This is a genomic window from Polynucleobacter kasalickyi (assembly GCF_900176405.1).
In the GTDB taxonomy this organism is placed as follows: Bacteria; Pseudomonadota; Gammaproteobacteria; order Burkholderiales; family Burkholderiaceae; genus Polynucleobacter; species Polynucleobacter kasalickyi.
Map to the genome: position 1 here is coordinate 21362 of NZ_FWXJ01000015.1, position 21614 is coordinate 42975.

Here is a 21614-nt window from a genome sequence, read left to right on the forward strand (position 1 = left end):
CCTTTTTACTTTCCTATACAAAAGGAGCTAAAGATTTTTCCTAATAAATCATCTGCTAACAATTTTCCTGTTATTTCACCTAAATAGTCTTGAGAGAGTCTTAACTCTTCGGCAAATAGCTCCAAAGCACTATTCCCTTGAGACAAATATTTTCCCGCCTCAATTAAATGAATTTTTGCTTTCTTAATTGCATCAAGGTGTCTAGTTCTAGCGATATAAATATTCTCAACTTGATCCTCCCAACCGAGATGATTCAAGATAGATACTTTTAACTCATCAACCCCACTGCCCAATTTTGCACTAATTTTAATACCCGTTAAGTCACTAGACTCTTCGCATAAATCGATTTTGTTCCATACTTCAATAATTGGTATTGATTTTTGCACTTCCAGTAATTTTGCTTCGATTTGTAGTTGTAAGTCTTGGCTAGTCTCGAAATTTTGCTGTGTTGCATCTTTTACATGAATAATCAGGTCTGCGTCTTTAATTGCATCCCAGGACCTTTCAACACCTATTTTTTCTACAGTATCGATGGTCTCTCGAAGTCCCGCAGTGTCAATTATCTGAATTGGCACTCCCTGTATTTGTATTGTCTCTTTGATTCTATCTCGCGTGGTACCTGCAATCGGCGTGACTATTGCGACTTCAGTACCTGACAACTGGTTGATTAAGGAGCTTTTTCCGACATTAGGCTCACCGGCTAAAACAACTAAAGCACCATTTCTTAGGATAGACCCTTGTTTAGTCTTTTGAAGAAGTTTCTCAACCGCTTTATTAATTTCTAACCACTGTTCTTTTGCTTTAGCACTTTCTAAGAAGTCGATTTCTTCCTCTGGAAAATCCAAAGTGGCTTCTACTAGGATTCTTAAATGGGTTACTTTTTGTACAACCTCATTGATAGCACTTGAAAACTCTCCTGAAAGTGTTCTATTAGCACTTTTGACCGCCACCGCTGTTGAAGCCTCTATTAAATCAGCAATTGCTTCCGCTTGCGCTAAATCAATTTTGTTATTTAAAAAGGCTCTTTCACTAAATTCTCCAGGTCTTGCAACCCTCATTTGAATAGATTGACCCACCTCTAAAATACGTTCTAATACGAGGTTTAAAACTACTGTTCCACCGTGTCCTTGAAACTCCAGAACATCTTCTCCTGTAAATGAGTTTGGACCAGGGAAAAATAAAGCAATACCACTGTCTATGGTATTTTTTTGGTTATCTACAATTGTGACTAATTCAGCTTTTCTTGGGGCTAGTTTTTTACGAAAAAGTACTAGTGATAATTGTGAAAGTTCTTTTCCAGAAACTCTCACAATTCCAATACCACCAAGCCCTGTTGCCGTTGCTATGGCAACAATCGGATCTAAACTTGTGTTCACTGCGTTATTACTCTTTATTTTTTAGAGCCATAAAGCCGGTTAATTTGCCACTGTTGACCAATTGATAAAAGGTTATTAACAATGTAATAGAGCACTAAACCGGATGGGAAAAAGAAGAACATCAAAGAAAAGGCAAGTGGCATAAATAGCATTACTTTAGCTTGTACTGGATCAGGTGGGGCAGGGTTTAATTTTGTTTGAACAAACATTGAAATAGCCATCAATATTGGCAATATTCCAATAGGAATGCTTAAACCGACTAGATCACTTAAAGAAGTATCCGGTGCTGACAAATCATGGATCCATAAAGTCCAAGGTGCTCCCCTCATCTCAACACTTAATAATAGTACCCAATACAAAGAAATAAATACCGGTATTTGAATCACTACCGGTAAACAACCCCCCAATGGATTAATCTTTTCTTTACGATACATCTCCATCATTTCTTTATTCAGTTTTGTTGGATCATTTTTATATTGCTCTTTCATCTGTACAAGTCTAGGTTGAACTTCCTTCATACGAGCCATTGACTTGTAACTTGCTGCTGATAATGGGAAGAATGCTAATTTAATTAATACCGTTAGGATAATAATTGCCCATCCCCAATTACCAACAACGCTATGAATTTGTGTCAAAAACCAAAAAATTGGTTTAGCAATAATGGTTAATCGACCATAGTCTTTAATTAATTCAAAACCTGGTGAAATTGGTCTCAATATTGTTTCATCATCTGGGCCAATAAATAGCTTAGCGGTTTGGCTTTGAGTAGCCCCTGGAGCAATCGTATCCAATGAAGAGGTCATACCAATTCGATATAAATTTTTATCTAATTTATCGAAATAAAACTCTCTTTTTGTATTTGTTTCAGGAATCCAAGCACTAGCAAAATAATGTTGAACCATTGCCACCCAACCTGGCTCTTCAAGACCTAATGGTGCTGGCGGAGGAATTTTATTATTTTCAATGTCTTTAAAGGCAACTTCTTTAAACTTATCTTTTTCTGTAAACATTGCAGGACCAGTAAAAGTGCTATAAAACTCACTTTCATCAATGCTGGTTCCATCTCTTACTAACTCTGCATATATTGTTGAGAGAATAGGACTGCTGCTTTTATTAGTAACTTTATGTGTTACTTCTAATACGTAACTATTTGGTTTGAGAGTATAGGTTTTCTCATAAGTGATTCCATTTTTTTCGGATACTAGAACGAGAGTTGTACCATCTGACCCTAATTTTTGCAAGAATAAGTCATTGTGGTTTGGGACATCTAAACCTTGTGAAATAAGACCACTTCTAGCTAAGTAAATATGATTAGCTTTATTCTCCATCAAAATAACTGGGTCGCCCTTATCACCTTTATCAAGATGCTTTTTCAACGATGATTTTGTAATAGTTCCGCCTTTTGAACTGATCTCAAGGTCTAGAACATCATTTTCTAAATGAATCGTATTAATCGCGATTGGTTCCATGGTGTTTTTGGCAACACCTCCTGGAATATTACTTTGCTTTTGACTTAAGCTTGGAGTATTTGGTAATTGAGCTCCGTTTTCAGCATCCTTAACATTGCTAGGCGTTGTGCTATTTGTTGCAGATGGCGGTGCAAGGAAGGGTAAGGGTTTATTTCCATGAGCAATCTGCCAGTTATTAAACAACATAATCCCTGATACAGAGAAGACAACCCAAAGTAAGGTTTTTTTAATTTCCATTTTGATGACTTTACAAAATTAATATGATGGTTGATTGTAGTGCGTGAATATAAACTTATAACTTAATCTTTTTTTGTGGCACTGGATCGTAACCGCCAAGACTCCAGGGGGCACAACGACAAACTCTTTTTATTCCTAAATACGAACCAGAGTAAGGTCCGTGAAGCATTACTGCATCTTTAAAATATTCTGAACAACTTGGGTGGAATCGACATTTATTACCTAATAAAGGTCTAAAAACCCATTGATAAATCTTAATAAGGATAAAAATAAAATTACTCAAAACTACTATGAAAATGCTGTTGAATTTGTTTTCTAATAGCAACTCTTTCTTTTTCTCGTAATCGACCTCTAGTTTGTTGGCCTACAGCTCTATTCAGTTTCACTACAATATCGGTATTAGGGCTAATTGAAGCTTTTCTGAAATTTTCCCTAATTAATCTTTTGATTCGATTTCTATCGATTGCTCGTCTAGCCTTTTTTTTAGGTATAGCTAAGCCAAGCCTTGAATTTTCTTGTTCAATAGACTCTTTAAGGTGAAAAGAAAGATGCGAGGTCTTAGGACCTGGCATCTTTAGGGTTTCCGCTATTTCTTGCGAAAGTAATAGCTTGTGCGGTTTTGAATGTTTATGCATACGCGGAGAAGAATTTAAACTTTCCCGCAACAACTTAACTGTTAAATTTAAACAGCTAAACGTTTACGGCCTTTTGCACGACGATTATTCAATACTTTACGTCCCCCTTTGGTTTTCATACGAACAAGAAAGCCATGGGTACGTTTACGGCGCGTTACGGAAGGTTGATATGTACGTTTCATTTGATTTCACCACAGTTAAAATACTAGATAACCGATTATTTTCCATGACTTTGATGCATATGTCAATTTAGAATTAGTTTAATTGCAATAATAAATTATTTTCAATTCAACAAAGATCACTAAATGATTGAATTACTGAATTTAAGAGAAGTTGTTAACAAGTTATCCACAGGTTTTGCACAGGATTTTAGGTTGTTGATAAGTATCAAAGTTCGTTACAATCTAAATCTCTTAAAGTTCTATTTATTACATCTATGATCAACCACCTGGGCAACAATCCTGAGACTGAATCAACTTTAAATGTTGAATCAGCTTCTGTGAGATTTTGGAACAACTTTGTCCTTACTATGGAGAAAGAAATGCCAAGTTCTCAATTTAGGACTTGGATAAAACCTTTGGCACCTATTGGATTGGATAATTCCGGAAATATCTTTGTAATTGCTGTTCCCAATCAGTTTAAATTAGATTGGATAAAAAACCAATTTACAAATAAAATCAATGATATAGCGAAGGATTTTTTATCGCCAGGTACACAAATTAGATTAATTGTTGACTCTCAAGCATGCTCTATTAAAGAAGCTGACAATTCATCATCCAATAATTTCATTAACAAAAGCCCAGAGCCTGATATTTTAGTTAATGATGCTGATGACGATATTGACAGTGTTGAAAGTATTAATTTCAAGATTAACGTAGAAGATTTTTCCAAACTTAGCCCTATCTTGACGTTCGATACTTTTGTGAATGGTAAAGCAAATCAATTAGCTAGGGCTGCAGCAATTCAAGTTGCTAATAATCCTGGTACGTCCTATAACCCAATGTTTTTATATGGCGGTGTAGGTCTAGGAAAAACCCATTTAATTCATGCAGTTGGGAATTATCTTTTAAAACAAAAACCAAACGCAAAAATACGTTACATACACGCTGAACAATATGTTTCTGATGTGGTGAGAGCTTATCAACAAAAAGCTTTCGATAAGTTTAAATCCTACTATCATTCGTTAGATTTATTGTTAATTGATGATATTCAGTTTTTTAGTGGGAAAAATCGTACGCAAGAAGAGTTCTTTTATGCATTTGAAGCCTTAATTTCTAACAAATCTCAAATTATCATTACCTCTGATACTTATCCAAAGGAGATGGACGGCATTGATGATCGCTTGATTTCAAGGTTTGACTCTGGATTAACTGTTGCCATTGAACCACCAGAACTTGAAATGCGAGTTGCTATCTTAATGAAGAAAGCTCAAGCAGAGTTTGTACCCATGTCCGAAGACGTTGCTTTTTTTATTGCCAAACATTTAAGATCAAACATTCGTGAATTAGAAGGGGCTTTGCGTAAAATTCTTGCTTATGTAAGGTTTCACGGCAAAGAAGTGAATATTGATGTGGCTAAAGAGGCCTTAAAAGATTTATTATCCATCCAAAACAGGCAAATTTCTGTTGAAAACATTCAAAAAGCAGTCGCTGATTTCTATGGCATCAAAGTTGCTGATATGTATTCAAAGAAAAGACCAGCAAATATTGCCAAACCGCGACAAATAGCTATGTACATTGCGAAAGAACTGACCCAAAAGAGCTTACCTGAGATTGGAGAGCTATTTGGTGGTAGAGATCATACTACCGTTTTACACGCCGTTAGACGAATAATTGAGTTACGATCTTTAGACAGTCAGTTAAATCATGAACTGCATGTTTTAGAACAAACTTTAAAGGCGTAATAAACTGTGGATAAGGTTGTTAATAAGTAGTGTAGAAGTCTGTTAACAACTAATGTATAAGTTGTTTAAAATTTGTGGATAATTTCAATAGTTCATGCAAAATAGAGTAATTAGCATAGTTATTCAAAATTTGTTCTTAAGTTATACAGAAGTTATCAACAACTTTTAATCTTAATAAGTTATTGTATTAGAAAGTTTTTTTAAATTATCCACTGAAATTTGAATCCTTATTATTACTACTAAACAAAAAAATTATCATTCAGGAAATTGAATATGCAACTGGTCAGTACAACACGAGATAGTCTCTTAAAACCCTTACAATTTGTAAGCGGTATTGTGGAAAGACGTCATACTCTACCAATTCTCGCTAACTTACTAATGCGTAAGAACAATGAGTCTATTTCATTTATCTCTACTGATATTGATATTCAAATCACTACGATTACTGACTTTGGTGTAGGTGACGATGACTTCAGTACAACTGTAGGAGCTAGAAAGCTTTTAGATATTCTTCGTGCAATGCCAGAAGGACCAATTAGTCTCACAATGAAGGAAAACCGCATGGTAGTTCAAAGCGGAAAAAGTAGATTTTCTCTTCAAACCTTAGCTGCCAGTGAATTTCCAATTATGTTGGAAAATAATCAAAATGTAAGATCTTTTGAAATTTCTCAAAAAGAATTTAAACAATTAATTAGCCAAGTTCACTTCGCGATGGCTCAACAAGACATTCGTTACTATTTGAATGGAATGTTAATGGTTCTAGATGATAATAAGCTGATTGCAGTTGCAACGGATGGTCATCGTTTAGCTTATGGTCAAATCATTTTAGAAAAACCACCAGTTGGCGAAACGAATAAAATTGAAGTTATTGTGCCAAGAAAAACAATTTTAGAATGCCAACATTTGTTAGATGATGTAGACGCACCTTTAAAAGTTTCTATTAGTCCAACTCAAATTAAGTTTGAATTTAATACGATTGAACTCTTATCTAAATTAGTTGAAGGAAAGTTCCCTGATTATCAAAGAGTAATTCCTAAAGGTCATAAAAATTCTTTTATTGTTCCTAGAGAAATTTTTCAATCAGCATTGCAAAGAGCTGCAATTCTTACTACAGATAAATTTAAAGGTATTCGTTGTTCATTAAAAGATAACCTTTTAGTTATTCAATCAACGAATGCAGAACAAGAAGAAGCACAAGAGGAAATTGAAACAGCATACGAAGGCGATCATTTAGATATCGGATTTAACGTTACCTATCTGCTTGATGTTCTATCGAATGTTAAGAATGAGAGTATTCAAATTAATTTGGGTGATTCAAATTCAAGTGCCCTCATCACCATACCTGACAATGAAAATTTCAAGTATGTCGTAATGCCAATGCGTATTTAATTAACTAAGAACACATGACCATAGAAAACCAATCAGTAACTGATTTATATAGTGCCTCATCCATTCAAATTTTAGAAGGTTTAGAAGCTGTTAGAAAAAGACCGGGTATGTATATTGGAGATACCTCCGATGGTACAGGTCTTCATCATTTAGTATTTGAAGTTTTAGATAATTCTATTGACGAAGCGCTTGCTGGTCATTGTTCAGAGATTACAGTAACAATTCATACAGATAACTCAATATCTATTATTGATAATGGTCGTGGAATTCCAACGGGAATTAAGTATGATGATAAACATGACCCCAAAAGAAGTGCAGCTGAAATTGTAATGACTGAACTGCATGCTGGTGGAAAATTTGATCAAAACAGTTATAAAGTATCAGGTGGTCTGCATGGCGTAGGTGTTAGTTGTGTAAATGCTTTATCAAAATGGTTACGTTTAACGGTAAGAAGAGATGGAAAAACTCATTTTTTGGAGTTTGCAAGAGGTGTTGTTCAAAATAGAACAATTCTTGAAGAGAACGGATTAATTGTTTCGCCAATCCCGGTTATAGGTACAACGGACACAAGAGGAACCGAAGTTCATTTTTCAGCCGATGAAGAAATATTTGGAACAGTAGAGTTTCATTATGAAATTCTAGTAAAACGAATTAGAGAACTTTCTTTTTTAAACAATGGTGTTCATATTCGTGTAGTGGATGAGCGCTCTGGAAAAGAAGAAGATTTCGCTTTTTCTGGAGGCGTAAAGGGCTTTGTTGAGTATATTAATAAATCAAAAACAGCTCTTCATAAAAATATTTTCTATGCAATTGGTGAAAAGGCTGCTGAAGTTGGAGGTATGATTACCTCCGAGGTCGCAATGCAATGGAACGATGGTTATAGTGAACAAGTCTTATGTTTTACCAATAATATTCCGCAACGAGATGGTGGTACACACTTAACTGGGTTACGTGCGGCAATGACTCGAGTTATCAATAAATACATTGATGAAAATGGTATAGCTAAAAAGGTAAAAGTAGAAGTTACTGGTGATGACATGAGAGAGGGTTTAACTTGTATCTTGTCTGTTAAGGTACCAGAACCTAAATTCTCAAGTCAAACAAAAGATAAATTAGTATCTAGCGAGGTAAGAGGTCCAATTGAAGATGTAGTTTCTAGTAGTTTATCTGCATACCTTCAAGAAAATCCGGTTGATGCAAGAGAGATTTGTGACAAAATCATTGAAGCTGCCCGTGCAAGAGAAGCCGCACGTAAAGCACGTGATTTAACCCGTCGTAAGGGTGTTTTGGATGGTTTAGGCCTCCCTGGTAAATTAGCAGATTGTCAAGAAAAAGACCCAGCCAAATCAGAATTATTCATCGTGGAGGGAGACTCTGCGGGTGGTTCTGCTAAACAGGGACGTGATAGAAAATTTCAAGCAATTCTTCCCTTAAAAGGAAAGATATTAAACGTTGAAAAAGCACGTTTTGATAAGATGTTAGCTAGCCAAGAGGTGGTTACTCTTATTACTGCCCTAGGTACGGGGATTGGTGCTGACGAATACAACATTGAAAAACTTCGCTATCACCGAATTATTATCATGACCGATGCGGACGTAGACGGAAGTCATATTCGCACATTGCTATTAACATTCTTTTATCGTCAAATGCCTGAGTTGATTCAAAGAGGTCATATTTATATCGCTCAGCCACCTTTGTATAAAGTTAAACATGGTAAAAATGAACAATATATTAAAGATGATGCAGTTTTAACCGATTATTTAGTAACGATTGCATTAGATGGTGCTCAAATTATTAATCAACATAATGAAATATTTGTTGGTGATCAGTTAAGAGACCTTACAAATTTATATTACAAAACACAAAGTGTTATTGAGCGTCTTTCAAGAACCCTTGATTCCGATGTTCTAAGAGTTATTAGTGAAGGCATTACGATTAATTTAGATAGCCAAGAAGAAGCACAAAATTCTGCTAATCAATTAAAAGAAGGTTTAAATAAACGGCTTGGTGATAACAGTCAAAACTTAGAAATTACCGTTCAATTAGAAGAAAGAACAGAACGCTTTAGGTTGCTTATTTCAAGAAGAATTCATGGTAATTTAAAACTATCTTTCATTAACTCTGATTTTGTTTCTGGTTCGGATTACGAGTCTATTCAAGCCTTTTCTACTTCAGTCGGTGGACAAATTGGTGTCGGGTCTAAAGTGGTACGTGGTGACCCCGAGAAATCATTTAAAGAATTAGCAGTCGTTAATTTCCAAGAGGCAATTGAATTTTTAATCAGCGAAGCCGAACGTACAGTTTCTAGACAGCGTTATAAGGGTTTAGGTGAGATGAATCCAAGTCAATTGTGGGAAACAACGATGGATACAAATACACGTACCTTATTAAAAGTTCAGATTGATGATGCAATTTTTGCAGATCAAACCTTCACCACTTTAATGGGTGATGACGTTGAACCTCGTCGAGCTTTTATTGAATCAAATGCTTTAATTGCTAAAAACATTGATGTCTAAGAAATTTCCAGAGTCTCTATCTTCAGATTCTATTGAAGTTAGAGATTCTACTATTCATGGTCGTGGAGTTTATAGTACTAAAAAGATAAAAAAAAATGACTGCATTGTTGAGTATTTAGGACAAAGAATTTCATGGAAAGAAGCTTTAAAAAGGCATCCTCATGATCCTCTTCAACCATTTCATACGTTTTATTTTTCTTTAACAAATGGCAAGGTCATTGATGGAAACGTCAATGGAAATATCGCCAAATGGATTAATCACTCCTGTAAACCGAACTGTGAAACAAAAGAAATTAAAGATAAAAATAATAAACTTCGGGTGTTCATCTTTGCAAAACGTAATATAAATAAAGATGATGAATTATTTTATGATTATGGTTTAGAGTTAGATGCAGAGCATACGAAAGAAGAGCAATTAAATTACAAGTGTCTTTGTGGCAAAAAGAATTGCCGGAAAACTATGTTAGCTAACAAGTAAAAATCATGTTATTTATCAGCTTACCTGAACTAGAAAATGCAATAAATTTTTGGAGAAATAAATCCCCTTCCGTTGGCGATTCGCTTATTTTATCGAAAGAAGCTTCTGCCTTAGCAAAGCCTTATGCAATTTTAATTTTGCAAGGTGCTCAAAGAATATCTGTTGATAATTTAGATCCCAATGAATTGGATGCATGGAATAGATATCTTCAAGAAAGTTTTAATAGAAAAGGCTAGTTTTATGGATCACGGCACCTTTGACTTCATTATTATTGGCGCAGGCAGCGCAGGTTGTTTATTAGCTAATCAATTAACAAAAAACCCCAATCATCGTGTTTTGCTAATAGAGGCTGGTGCTAAAGATGATTATCTTTGGATACATATTCCAGTTGGTTATTTGTATTGCATTGACAACCCAAGAACAGATTGGCAATTTAAAACAGAGCCGAGCAAAGGTCTTAATTCCCGTTCCTTAATTTATCCTAGAGGAAAGGTACTTGGTGGAAGCTCTTCAATCAATGGCATGATTTATATGAGAGGTCAAGAGCAGGATTATCAAGACTGGGTCAACCAAACAACTGATAATTCTTGGTCTTGGAATCATTGTTTAGATCGTTTTAAGGCCTTCGAAAATTATCACGGGGGTTCCAATCAATGGCATGGTAGCAATGGCCCATGGCGTGTAAGTCGTCAGCGTTTGCATTGGAAAGTTCTTGATGTTTTCCGACAGGCTGCTAATGAATATGGAATTAATAATACGGACGATTTTAATCGTGGTGATAATTCCGGAATTGGTTATTTTGATGTTAATCAAGAGAATGGCTTTAGGTTAAATGCTTCTAAAGCATTTCTCAAAATGGCATCGAAAAGACCAAATTTGACGTTGATCACAGGGGCTTTGGTTGAAAAAATTCACTTTGATCCAGTAACCAAAAAAACTACCGGTATTTCTTTTCTGGGTGGTGACCATCATCATACTGCCCAGGTTCATCAAGAGATTTTATTAAGTGCAGGCTCCATTGGTTCAGTACAAATCCTGGAGCGATCTGGAATTGGTCAAGAAAAACATTTAGGCTCTTTAGGCATTGAAACAATTGTTAACTCTCCAGGGGTAGGAGAGAATCTGCAAGATCATCTTCAACTTCGCATGATTTACAAAGTGCGTGGTATATCAACTTTAAATACAAAAGCTAACTCTTTTATCGGAAAAGGTTTAATTGGGTTGCAATATCTTTTGAATAGAAGTGGACCCATGTCAATGGCTCCATCGCAGTTAGGTGCTTTTACAAAAAGTGCTGACTACCACACACGTTCAAATATTCAATATCATGTTCAACCACTCTCTTTAGAGCGATTCGGTGAAGATTTACATTCTTTTAATGCAATTACAGCTAGCGTTTGTAATTTACGACCGACTTCAAGAGGGTCTATACACATTACGTCAAATGACGTTTTCGCTAAGCCCAAAATTGACCCAAATTACCTTTCGACTTCAGAGGACCAAACCGTAGCAATTGAGTCCATCCAAACAACGAGAAAAATTATTCAACAGTCAGCTTTAATGGCTTATCATCCAGAAGAATATAAACCAGGGGTCCATTTAACGAGTGACGACGAGTTAATTCATGCTGCCGGCGATATTGGAACAACTATTTTTCACCCTGTTGGAACTTGTAAGATGGGTAGTTCTAATGACGCAAATGCCGTATTAGATTCGGAACTTAGAGTTCGTGGGGTTAAAGGATTGCGGGTGGTAGACGCTTCTGCTATGCCTACTATTACCTCTGGTAATACGGCAGCGCCCACGATGATGATCGCATACCGCGTAGCTGAATTATTACGCGCTAATTAATTGGTAAAAACCCCTAGTAATTTTGTCTTTATATGCCGCGTTAAATATGTAATATTGTAGATAATCTAATTTTATGAATAAAACAAATTACATCCTTGAAACCAAAAATCTTTTTAAGACATTTAAAGGTTTTGTTGCAGTTAATGACGTTAATCTAAAAGTTGAAGAGGGCTCTATTCATGCCTTAATTGGCCCTAATGGTGCTGGAAAAACCACTTGTTTTAACTTGTTAACAAAATTTCATATTCCAAGTAGTGGGTCTATTTTATTTAAAGGATCTGATATTACTTCGTTGGCTCCTGCCCAGATAGCCAATTTGGGAATTATTCGGTCCTTTCAAATTTCTGCAGTTTTTCCTCATTTATCGGTTTTAGATAATGTCAGGGTTGCTTTATTAAAAAACTTGGGAATTGAGTTTTCATTTTGGCGGTCTTCAAAATCACTAAACCAGTTGAATGATCGGGCGATGGAATTACTCGGGTTGGTTGGTTTAGAACAATATGCCGACGAGCTTACTGTAAATCTTCCATATGGTAGAAAGCGTGTTTTAGAGATCGCAACAACCTTAGCGATGAGTCCTTCACTAATGTTATTGGATGAGCCTACACAGGGTATGGGACACGAAGATGTAATGATGGTGACAGACTTAATTGCCACTGTTGCAAAGGGAAGAACCGTACTGATGGTAGAGCACAATATGAAAGTTGTATCGACTATTGCTAATAAAATTACGGTTTTACAACGTGGTGCTGTTTTAGCGGAAGGTTCATACTCCGAGGTTTCGAAGAATCCACAAGTTTTAGAAGCCTATATGGGCTCTTCGGAGGAGCATTAATGACTTTTGCGATTGAAATCAATAATCTAAATGCTTGGTATGGTGAGTCACATATTCTGCATGGAATTAATTTATCAGTCCAGGAAGGGGAGGTCGTTACTCTTCTTGGTAGAAATGGGGCTGGTCGAACAAGTACTTTAAGGGCAATTTTAGGTCTTACTGGAAAAAGGACTGGCTCGATTAAGATTTATGATCATGAAACCATCGATATGGGTACTCATACGATTCCTCGCTTAGGGGTCGGGTATTGTCCTGAGGAGCGTGGCATCTTTTCAACTTTGTCGACTGAGGAAAACTTAATGCTACCTCCAGTTGTTAAACCTGGTGGTTTAAGTTTAGATGAGATTTATAGTATGTTTCCTAATTTGTACGAGCGTCGATTTAGTCCCGGTACTCGTTTGAGTGGTGGTGAGCAGCAAATGTTGGCCATGGCTAGGATATTGAGAACAGGTGCGAAACTACTGTTATTAGATGAAATTACTGAGGGTTTGGCGCCAGTGATTGTCCAAAAATTAGGACAAGTGGTGCGTGATCTTCGTGAAAAGGGTTACACCATTATTTTGGTGGAGCAAAATTTTAGATTTGCTGCCCCATTGGCCGATCGTCATTATGTAATAGAGCATGGGCAGGTTGTCGAAACTGTTTTAAGTAGTGAATTAACTCAAAAAACTGAGTTACTGAATAGTTATTTGGGTGTTTAATCAATCTCAAGTTTAAGGATAAATATGAAGATTAAAAAAATTGTATCTGCTCTTTCGTTGCTTTGTGCAACGGGTTTAGCTGGCGCTGCTGACAATAAGCCAATCAAGATCGGTTTTATTACTGATGGTGCTAGTTTATATTCTGATATTGATGGTATTGGTGGTAAAGAAGCCATGGAGATGGCGATTGCCGATTTCGGAGGCTCCGTTTTAGGTCGTAAAGTTGAAATTTTATATGCTGATCATCAAAATAAAGCTGATATTGCTGCTTCGAAGGCGCGCGAGTGGATCGATCAAGAAGGTGTTAATGTGATTTTTGGTGGTACGAATTCTGGAACTGCTTTAGCTACTGCTAAGGTTACCTCAGAGAAGAAGCGTATTTATATTAATAATGGCGCTGGTACTTCAGCATTAACTAATGAGCAGTGTTCTCCTTATACTATTCACTATACATACGACACAATTGCTTTAGCCAATGTTACTGGTAAGGCTATGGTTGATAAAGGAAATAAAAACTGGTATTTTTTAACAGCTGACTATGCTTTTGGTGAGCAACTTCAAAAGGATGCAACAAAGGTTGTTCTAGATAATGGTGGAAAAGTGCTTGGCTCTGTAAAGCACCCACTTAATGCAAGTGATTTTTCCTCTTTTTTACTACAGGCTCAAAGTTCTAAAGCCCAAGTTCTTGGTTTAGCTAATGCTGGCGGTGATACGATTAACTCTGTGAAGGCTGCTGCTGAATTTGGTATCAATAAGTCAATGAAACTCGCGGGTTTATTAGTTTTTATTACAGATATTCATAGTATTGGTATTAAGAATGCAGCTGGTTTACTTGCAACGGAAGCTTGGTATTGGGATTTAAACGAAGAAAGCCGAGCTTTTGCTGGCCGCTTTATCCAAAAACTCAAGCGTATGCCAACCTCTGTGCATGCCGGTGACTACTCTTCAATGTTGTCTTACTTAAAAGCTGTGAAGGCAGCCGGTACAGACAATCCAGATAAAGTCATGACAGAACTTCGCAAAATGAAAATAAATGACTTGTTTACTAAAGGTGGATATATCCGTAAAGATGGAACAATGGTTCACGACATGTATTTGTTTGAAACCAAAAAAGCTGAAGAAGTTACTAAGCCTTGGGATTATTACAAAGTTGTTAATAAGATTTCTGGTGAACAGGCTTTTAATACGCTTGCCGAATCAAAGTGTCCACTTGTTAAGTAATTGATTTAAATGGAAATTTTTGGTCTTCCTGTTTCAGCTATTCTTAGCCAACTCCTTTTGGGGTTGGTTAATGGTAGTTTTTATGCCATGTTAAGTCTTGGTTTAGCCGTGATCTTTGGCTTATTGAACGTTGTGAACTTTGCTCATGGTGCAATGTTCATGATGGGCGCTTTATTTACTTGGATTGGGTTTTCCGCATTTAACATTCCTTATTGGCAGATGTTAATTTTGGCACCTCTCGTTGTTGGTTTGATCGGTGTTCTTATTGAAAAACTTTTGTTAAAGCATTTATATGAATTAGATCATTTGTATGGTCTTCTTTTAACCTTTGGAATGACTCTTATTCTTGAGGGAGTTTTTAGGTCGTTTTATGGTGTTTCAGGTATGCCATATAGTGTTCCTGATAGCTTAAGTGGCGCAATTAATGTTGGTTTTATGTTTCTTCCAATTTATCGCGCTTGGGTTGTGCTCATATCTCTTGTTGTGTGTTTTGGTACATGGTTTATTATTGAGAGAACGAAACTAGGTGCCTATTTAAGAGCTGGTACAGAAAACCCTAAGCTTGTTCAAGCTTTTGGAATTAACTTTCCTGTAATGGTGACACTAACATATGGTTTCGGAGTTGCTTTAGCAGCTCTCTCCGGTGTTTTAGCAGCGCCAATTATTCAGATTTCTCCTTTAATGGGCTCTAATCTAATTATCACAATCTTTGCGATTGTTGTTATTGGTGGAATGGGTTCAATTTTAGGGTCTATTTTTACTGGTTTAGGGCTTGGACTAATAGAGGCTCTTACTAAAGTCGTTTACCCCGAGGCTTCTAGTACCGTTGTTTTTGTGATTATGGCAATGGTTCTTTTAGTTCGTCCAGCTGGTCTTTTTGGTCGGGAGAGGTAATGAAAGTTACTAGTAAACTTTTTTATATTCTTTTGCTTGGGTTTTCTCTAGTTGCTCCGGTAATTATTTATCCGATCTTTTTAATGAAGATTTTGTGTTTTTCTTTATTTGCCGCGGCCTTTAATTTATTGCTGGGGTATACCGGTTTGTTATCCTTTGGTCATGCAGCCTTTTTGGGGGGGGCCGGATATATTTGCGGTTACTTTATTCGTGATTTAGGGTTTTCACCTGAGGTTGGTTTATTAGCGGGAACTTCATTTGCTGCTATTTTAGGTTTGATTATGGGTAGTCTGGCGATTCGCCGACAAGGTATATATTTCGCGATGATAACCATGGCTTTGGCTCAAATGATTTACTTTATCTTTTTGCAAGCCAAGTTTACGGGTGGTGAAGATGGAATGCAGGGCATTCCTCGTGGTGTTTTTCTTGGCCTAATTGATTTAAGTAATGACTTGAACATGTATTATGTTTTCTTACTGTTTACTGTATTAGCTATGCTTTTAATTGCGCGCGTTGTTTCATCGCCTTTCGGTAAAGTATTATTTGCTATTAAAGAGAATGAACCTAGAGCGATATCTCTTGGATATCAAGTCAATAGATTTAAATTGCTTGCTTTTGTTTTATCTGGTACTTTGGCGGGGCTTGCTGGAAGTTTACAAGCTTTAATGATGGGCTTTGAAACCTTATCAGATTCACATTGGTCAATGTCAGGCCTAGTAATTCTTATGACTCTAGTAGGTGGTGTTGGTACACTCATCGGTCCCATTGTTGGTGCGGTTGTAATTACAGTATTAGAGCATAAGGTTGGTGATATTGGGGTGGGTCTTTATAATCTGACCAACGTCGAGTGGTTTAGATCGCTTGGAGAGTCCGTTACTATTGTAACTGGCTTAATTTTTGTGGTCTGCGTTATGCTGTTTCGCAAAGGAATTGTAGGCGAAATTTTAGCGAAAATTAAGTAAGTAAAATTTTGTCCTTTTCTGAATTTTTTGATGCATCTATATTTTTTCTTGGTGCCTTAGCATTTATTGCTGGATTTATAGACTCCATTGTTGGTGGTGGAGGCTTAATACAAGTTCCTGCGTTGTTTGTTGCTTTTCCCGGTGAAACCCCAGCAACCTTATTCGGTACCAATAAATTAGCTTCCTTGGGCGGCACTGCTGTTGCTGCTAAAAAGTTCCTGTCATCTGTTCAGTTACCAAGGCAAGTTTTTTTGCTTGGTGGTTTATTTGCTTTATTGGGTTCATTTTTTGGCGCTTGGGCTGTTACCCAAACCCCTGCTAATTTTTTGCGTCAGTGTTTGCCTTTTCTTCTTGTCGCGTTGTTAATATTTACTCTTATTAATAAAAATATGGGCATGGTCCATCAGCCCTTTACTAATACTAAGCAAAAATTTTCTCTTTTGGTTTTTGGAACTGGCTTGATTGGTTTCTATGATGGGTTTTTTGGTCCCGGAACCGGTATGTTCCTCATGTTTTTATTTGTTCAGTTTCTTGGTTTTGACTTTATTAATGGTGCGGCCGCCACGAAGGTGATTAATTGCATAACTAATTTTGCGGCTCTTGCATTGTTTATCCCTACTGGACATATCAATTGGACTATTGCTTTGTGGATGATGTTTTTTAATATTTTAGGTAGTTTTTCTGGAAGCCGACTTGCGATTGCTAAGGGCAGTACTCTAGTTAGAAAAGTATTTATTCTTGTTGTGATTCTTTTAATCTTAAAAACATCCAATGACTCCTACCATTGGTTACAATTGATAACTATTTAAATTCTTTGTTTCACGTGAAACATTGTTTAAGTGTTATTATCTTTTCCCTAAGGGAAATTCATCTATGGACTATCAAGAAAAATTCGCAGTTATTGTTATAGGCGGTGGTCATGCCGGTTGTGAAGCCGCATTAGCAAGCGCTAGGATGGGGTGTAAAACTTTACTTCTCACTCATAATATTGAAACATTGGGTACCATGAGTTGTAATCCATCAATTGGTGGAATTGGTAAAGGGCATTTGGTAAAAGAAATTGATGCGCTAGGTGGAGCCATGGCTCATATTACCGATTTGTCAGGCATTCAATTTAGGATTCTTAACTCCAGTAAAGGACCCGCTGTACGCGCTACTAGGGCTCAAGCAGATCGTGCTCTATATAAGTCGTCAATGCGCACCCTGTTGGAGAATCAACAAAATTTAACTTTATTTCAAGCCGCAGTCGATGACTTAATTGTGGTTGGTGATCAAGTGCAAGGTGCAATAACCCAGCTGGGAGTAAAGTTCTATGCCGAGCAAGTTGTATTAACTGCGGGTACTTTCCTGGATGGGAAAATTCATGTGGGCTTAGATAATCATTCCGGTGGTAGAGCAGGTGATCCTGCTTCGGTTAGACTCTCCTCAAGATTAAAAGAACTTAAATTACCACAAGGTCGTTTAAAAACGGGTACTCCACCTAGAATTGATGGAAGAACTATCGATTTCTCGGTAATGACTGAACAACCAGGCGATCTGGATCCAGTTCCTGTATTTTCTTTTTTGGGGCGGCCTGAAGAGCATCCTAAGCAAGTTCCTTGTTGGATTACGCATACTAACGAAAAAACTCACGATATTATTCGTGGTGGTCTGGATCGCTCTCCAATGTATACGGGGGTTATTGAGGGGGTTGGTCCTAGATATTGTCCATCAATAGAAGATAAGATACATCGATTCGCCAGCAAAAATAGCCACCAAATATTTTTGGAGCCTGAGGGGTTGTCTACAAACGAGTTTTATCCAAATGGAATATCAACGAGCCTTCCTTTTGATGTTCAAATTGATTTAGTACATAGTATTCCTGGGTTGGAAAGCGCTCATATTCTTCGTCCAGGCTATGCGATTGAATATGACTATTTTGATCCTAGGTCTTTAAATCCATCATTAGAGTCTAAAAGTATCAAGGGACTTTTCTTTGCTGGTCAAATTAATGGTACAACTGGTTATGAAGAGGCTGCCGCTCAGGGTTTGTTGGCAGGAATTAATGCTGGCCTTCATTCGCAAGGTAAGCCATCATGGCATCCGTTGCGTAGCGACGCCTACCTTGGCGTTCTCGTAGATGATTTGATTACTAAGGGTGTTCAAGAGCCGTATCGAATGTTTACAAGTCGCGCTGAGTATCGTCTTAGTTTGCGTGAAGATAATGCAGATATTCGTTTAACTGAGATTGGGCGATCTTTGGGCTTGGTTGGTGATAAGCAGTGGGAGTTTTTTAGTAGGAAGCTTGAGGGTGTTTCACGTGAAACATCTAGGCTTGCATCAACTTGGGTGTCGCCGAAAAATATTACTCCAGAAGATAGCCTTAGTGTCTTTGGGCAGGTGTTATCACATGAGTATAGCCTCGCTGAATTGCTCAAGCGGCCAGAAATAACTTATGACCACTTAACAAGCGTTTTAGATGGGCGATGGGCTAGTTCAGTAAATCAGTATGATGAGCTTTTGCTAAAACAACTGCAGGAGCAGGTGGAGATTGGCATTAAATATCAGGGTTATATTGATCGTCAAACGATTGAAATTGACCGTCATTCATATTATGAGAATTTAGAGTTGCCAGTTGGTTTAGATTATGGCGATGTGTTGGGGTTGTCAAATGAGGTTCAACAAAAATTAAATAAAGGCAAGCCAACAACTTTAGGGCAGGCCTCAAGAATCTCTGGTGTAACTCCAGCTGCAATTTCCCTGTTGTTAGTTCACTTGAAAAGAGGTGTTGGAAGAAAGGCTCAAACGGATGCAATTTGATCCATTGGTTTTTGACCAAATAATTGAGGAGGGAAGCCATCAATTTTCTCTAAAGTTGTCAAGACTTCAAGTGGAGCAATTAAAGACATTTATCAATGAGTTTATTAAGTGGAATGCCGTTCATAATTTAAGCGCAGTAAACTCATTTGAATCTCTAATGAGAGCGCATCTATTAGATTCAATGGCGGTAATTTCACCAGTAGATGGTTATCTAAAAAAGTTAAAAAATCTCAGCAAGATGAAGGTTGCCGATTTAGGCTCTGGAGGAGGTTTTCCTAGTGTGGTGTTGGCGATATTACTGCCACACATCAGTTTTTATGCAATCGAATCTATTAAGAAAAAGACAGCATTTTTGCAAAATATAAAAACTCGACTAAAGCTCGAAAACTATGAGGTTGTAGGTCAGCGAATTGAAGTTTATGCCAAACAACAGCCTAATATTTTTGATGCAACAATTTCAAGGGCTTTTACAGAGTTAAATAATTTTTTGAAATATTCTCAATCTCTGATAAAAGAGGACTCTTACGTATTTGCTATGAAATCTCAAAGAGTTGAAGAGGAATTAAAAGGTGTAATTGATGAGTGGAACCTCATCGAAAATATCGAATTAAAAATACCAAGTTTTGATGCCTATAGATGTTTATTGGTCATCTCTTCCATGAGAAAATATTAAAAAAGGGACATATAATGGCACAAGTTTTTTGTATAGCAAATCAAAAGGGTGGGGTGGGAAAAACAACTACGGCGATTAATTTGGCTGCGAGTTTGTCTACTTTAAAACAACGTGTTTTGTTAATTGACTTAGATCCACAGGGAAATGCAACCATGGGATCAGGTGTTGATAAACATCAATTAAAAAGCTCTGTGTACCAAGTGTTACTCGGTTTAGAGGATATACAAAATTCTAAATATCGTTCAGAATCAGGTGGTTACGATGTTCTTCCTGCTAATAGAAATTTAGCAGGTGCTGAAATTGAGCTAGTAGATTTTGAGCATAGGGAGTCCCTTCTTAGGGCTGCATTAGCTAAGGAGCATGTTAATTATGATTTTGTTTTGATAGACTGTCCGCCCGCATTATCCTTACTCACGCTTAATGGGTTGTGCGCAGCTAATGGTGTAATTGTGCCGATGCAATGCGAGTATTTTGCTTTAGAAGGATTATCAGATTTGGTAAATAGTATTAAACAAGTTCATGCCAATTTAAACAGTGATCTGAAGATTATTGGTTTATTAAGAGTAATGTTTGATCCTCGGACCGCATTGCAACAACAAGTGTCAGATCAATTAATTAATCACTTCGGTGACAAAGTTTTTAAGACGGTTATTCCAAGGAATGTTCGCTTAGCCGAAGCCCCGTCCTATGGGTTGCCTGGGGTCGTTTATGACAAGGCATCAAGGGGGGCAAAAGCTTATGTTGAGTTTGCCCAAGAAATGATTCAACGAGCAGGGATAAAAAATGATTAAGAAAAAAGGTTTAGGTAGAGGGCTTGAAGCATTGTTGGGAGAGTCGTTAGATTTGGGCTCTTCAAGCGTTGACAGCGCAGATCAAATTAAGTTTATAAACTTGTCCGATTTGCAAAGAGGAAAATATCAACCTCGAATGCAAATGAAAGAAGGTGAGCTACAAGAGCTTTCAGAGAGTATTAAGCAACAGGGCATCATGCAACCTCTGCTGGTAAGGCAAATTGCTGAGGGTAAATATGAGATTATTGCCGGAGAGCGTCGTTTTCGAGCTGCTGGATTAGCTGGCTTAGAGTCGGTTCCAGCGTTGATTAAAAAAGTAGATGATCAAACAGCCGCAGCTATGGCCTTGATCGAAAACATGCAACGTCAAGATTTAAATCCATTAGAAGAGGCTGATGGTTTAGCTAGATTAATTTCTGACTTTGGCTTTACTCATGAGCAGGCAGCTAAGGTGGTTGGAAAATCAAGAAGTGCAGTAACGAATTTACTTCGACTTACGCAACTTTCAAAGCATGTCCAAGCACTTTTAATGGCCGGGGACATCGATATGGGGCATGCTAGAGCAATGTTGAATGTTCCGGCGGCTAGACAGGTTGGTTTGGCTCAAAGAGTTGCAGCACAAGGCCTTTCCGTCAGAGAAACAGAAAAATTAGCAAATCAAATTATCCAGTCGAGTAAAAAAAATCCAGATGAAATAGCTAAAGTAAAAATCATAAAACACGACCCAGATATTCAAAATTTACAAACTAGAATGTCTGACATGATTGGATTAAATGTCGAAATTAAAACAAAATCAAAAGGCGGTGAGATCAAAATAAAATTCTCGCACCCTGATGAACTGGATAGTTTTTTAAAGAAATTAGACTTGTCTTAAAAGGAAAAAA

General features: G+C 37.1%; 21 protein-coding genes. 16 read left to right on the forward strand and 5 right to left on the reverse strand.

Annotated elements, in window-relative coordinates; all coding sequences use genetic code 11:
• Positions 1–5 precede the first annotated feature (5 nt).
• From mnmE to rpmH, 5 genes are read right to left on the reverse strand one after another with little or no spacing between them, the layout of a single operon-like run.
• Positions 6–1376: a tRNA uridine-5-carboxymethylaminomethyl(34) synthesis GTPase MnmE gene (gene mnmE / locus B8983_RS11995; protein ID WP_084285319.1), complete on the reverse strand. Its 1371-nt coding sequence runs from the start codon at positions 1374–1376 to the stop codon at positions 6–8.
• A 14-nt stretch (positions 1377–1390) separates the two neighbouring features.
• A complete protein-coding gene (gene yidC, locus B8983_RS12000) occupies positions 1391–3082 on the reverse strand; it encodes a membrane protein insertase YidC (protein ID WP_084285321.1) in 1692 nt (563 codons plus the stop codon).
• A 55-nt stretch (positions 3083–3137) separates the two neighbouring features.
• Positions 3138–3407, reverse strand: coding sequence for a membrane protein insertion efficiency factor YidD (gene yidD / locus B8983_RS12005; protein ID WP_369405860.1), 270 nt, complete (start codon positions 3405–3407; stop codon positions 3138–3140).
• Entirely contained in the window at positions 3358–3717 is a 360-nt protein-coding gene (gene rnpA / locus B8983_RS12010; protein WP_084285323.1) for a ribonuclease P protein component, read from the reverse strand. Before rnpA ends, yidD begins: the two co-directional genes overlap by 50 nt.
• 47 nt (positions 3718–3764) lie before the next feature.
• Positions 3765–3899: a 50S ribosomal protein L34 gene (rpmH, locus tag B8983_RS12015; protein ID WP_084285325.1), complete on the reverse strand. Its 135-nt coding sequence runs from the start codon at positions 3897–3899 to the stop codon at positions 3765–3767.
• Between the two features lie 254 nt (positions 3900–4153).
• On the opposite strand from rpmH, the gene dnaA reads away from it, so the two are divergent.
• The 16 genes from dnaA (at position 4154) to B8983_RS12095 (ending at position 21604) form a co-directional block, all read left to right on the forward strand.
• Positions 4154–5620, forward strand: a complete 1467-nt coding sequence (gene dnaA, locus B8983_RS12020) for a chromosomal replication initiator protein DnaA (RefSeq protein ID WP_084285330.1) — start codon at positions 4154–4156, stop codon at positions 5618–5620.
• Between the two features lie 273 nt (positions 5621–5893).
• Positions 5894–7009 (forward strand): DNA polymerase III subunit beta, encoded by a 1116-nt coding sequence (dnaN, locus tag B8983_RS12025; RefSeq protein ID WP_084285332.1) that lies wholly within the window; start codon positions 5894–5896, stop codon positions 7007–7009.
• Positions 7010–7023: 14 nt separating this feature from the next.
• The gene (gene gyrB, locus B8983_RS12030) at positions 7024–9525 is read left to right on the forward strand and encodes a DNA topoisomerase (ATP-hydrolyzing) subunit B (RefSeq protein WP_084285334.1); all 2502 of its coding nucleotides are present in this window, start codon (positions 7024–7026) and stop codon (positions 9523–9525) included.
• Complete coding sequence (locus tag B8983_RS12035; RefSeq protein WP_084285337.1) at positions 9518–10003, forward strand: SET domain-containing protein; 486 nt, start codon at positions 9518–9520, stop codon at positions 10001–10003. Before gyrB ends, B8983_RS12035 begins: the two co-directional genes overlap by 8 nt.
• A 5-nt stretch (positions 10004–10008) precedes the next feature.
• Positions 10009–10239 (forward strand): DUF3717 domain-containing protein, encoded by a 231-nt coding sequence (locus B8983_RS12040; protein WP_084285340.1) that lies wholly within the window; start codon positions 10009–10011, stop codon positions 10237–10239.
• Positions 10240–10243: 4 nt separating this feature from the next.
• The gene (locus B8983_RS12045) at positions 10244–11854 is read left to right on the forward strand and encodes a GMC family oxidoreductase (protein WP_084285343.1); all 1611 of its coding nucleotides are present in this window, start codon (positions 10244–10246) and stop codon (positions 11852–11854) included.
• Between the two features lie 73 nt (positions 11855–11927).
• Positions 11928–12689, forward strand: a complete 762-nt coding sequence (locus B8983_RS12050; protein WP_084285348.1) for an ABC transporter ATP-binding protein — start codon at positions 11928–11930, stop codon at positions 12687–12689.
• On the forward strand, positions 12689–13390 hold the full coding sequence (locus tag B8983_RS12055) for an ABC transporter ATP-binding protein (protein ID WP_084285350.1): 702 nt from the start codon (positions 12689–12691) through the stop codon (positions 13388–13390). Before B8983_RS12050 ends, B8983_RS12055 begins: the two co-directional genes overlap by 1 nt.
• A gap of 24 nt (positions 13391–13414) precedes the next feature.
• A complete protein-coding gene (locus B8983_RS12060; RefSeq protein WP_143736178.1) occupies positions 13415–14611 on the forward strand; it encodes an ABC transporter substrate-binding protein in 1197 nt (398 codons plus the stop codon).
• A 9-nt stretch (positions 14612–14620) separates the two neighbouring features.
• Positions 14621–15505, forward strand: a complete 885-nt coding sequence (locus tag B8983_RS12065; protein WP_084285352.1) for a branched-chain amino acid ABC transporter permease — start codon at positions 14621–14623, stop codon at positions 15503–15505.
• Entirely contained in the window at positions 15505–16467 is a 963-nt protein-coding gene (locus B8983_RS12070) for a branched-chain amino acid ABC transporter permease (protein ID WP_084285354.1), read from the forward strand. The genes B8983_RS12065 and B8983_RS12070 overlap by 1 nt, the downstream gene beginning before the upstream one ends.
• A gap of 8 nt (positions 16468–16475) precedes the next feature.
• Positions 16476–17276 (forward strand): TSUP family transporter, encoded by an 801-nt coding sequence (locus tag B8983_RS12075; RefSeq protein ID WP_234987041.1) that lies wholly within the window; start codon positions 16476–16478, stop codon positions 17274–17276.
• A gap of 64 nt (positions 17277–17340) precedes the next feature.
• Positions 17341–19266 (forward strand): tRNA uridine-5-carboxymethylaminomethyl(34) synthesis enzyme MnmG, encoded by a 1926-nt coding sequence (mnmG, locus tag B8983_RS12080; protein WP_084285356.1) that lies wholly within the window; start codon positions 17341–17343, stop codon positions 19264–19266.
• Positions 19256–19939 carry a 16S rRNA (guanine(527)-N(7))-methyltransferase RsmG gene (rsmG, locus tag B8983_RS12085; RefSeq protein ID WP_084285358.1) on the forward strand — a complete coding sequence of 228 codons (684 nt, stop codon included), beginning with the start codon at positions 19256–19258 and terminating at the stop codon, positions 19937–19939. The genes mnmG and rsmG overlap by 11 nt, the downstream gene beginning before the upstream one ends.
• 14 nt (positions 19940–19953) lie before the next feature.
• On the forward strand, positions 19954–20730 hold the full coding sequence (locus B8983_RS12090) for a ParA family protein (protein WP_084285362.1): 777 nt from the start codon (positions 19954–19956) through the stop codon (positions 20728–20730).
• On the forward strand, positions 20723–21604 hold the full coding sequence (locus B8983_RS12095) for a ParB/RepB/Spo0J family partition protein (protein WP_084285366.1): 882 nt from the start codon (positions 20723–20725) through the stop codon (positions 21602–21604). The genes B8983_RS12090 and B8983_RS12095 overlap by 8 nt, the downstream gene beginning before the upstream one ends.
• Positions 21605–21614 lie beyond the last annotated feature (10 nt).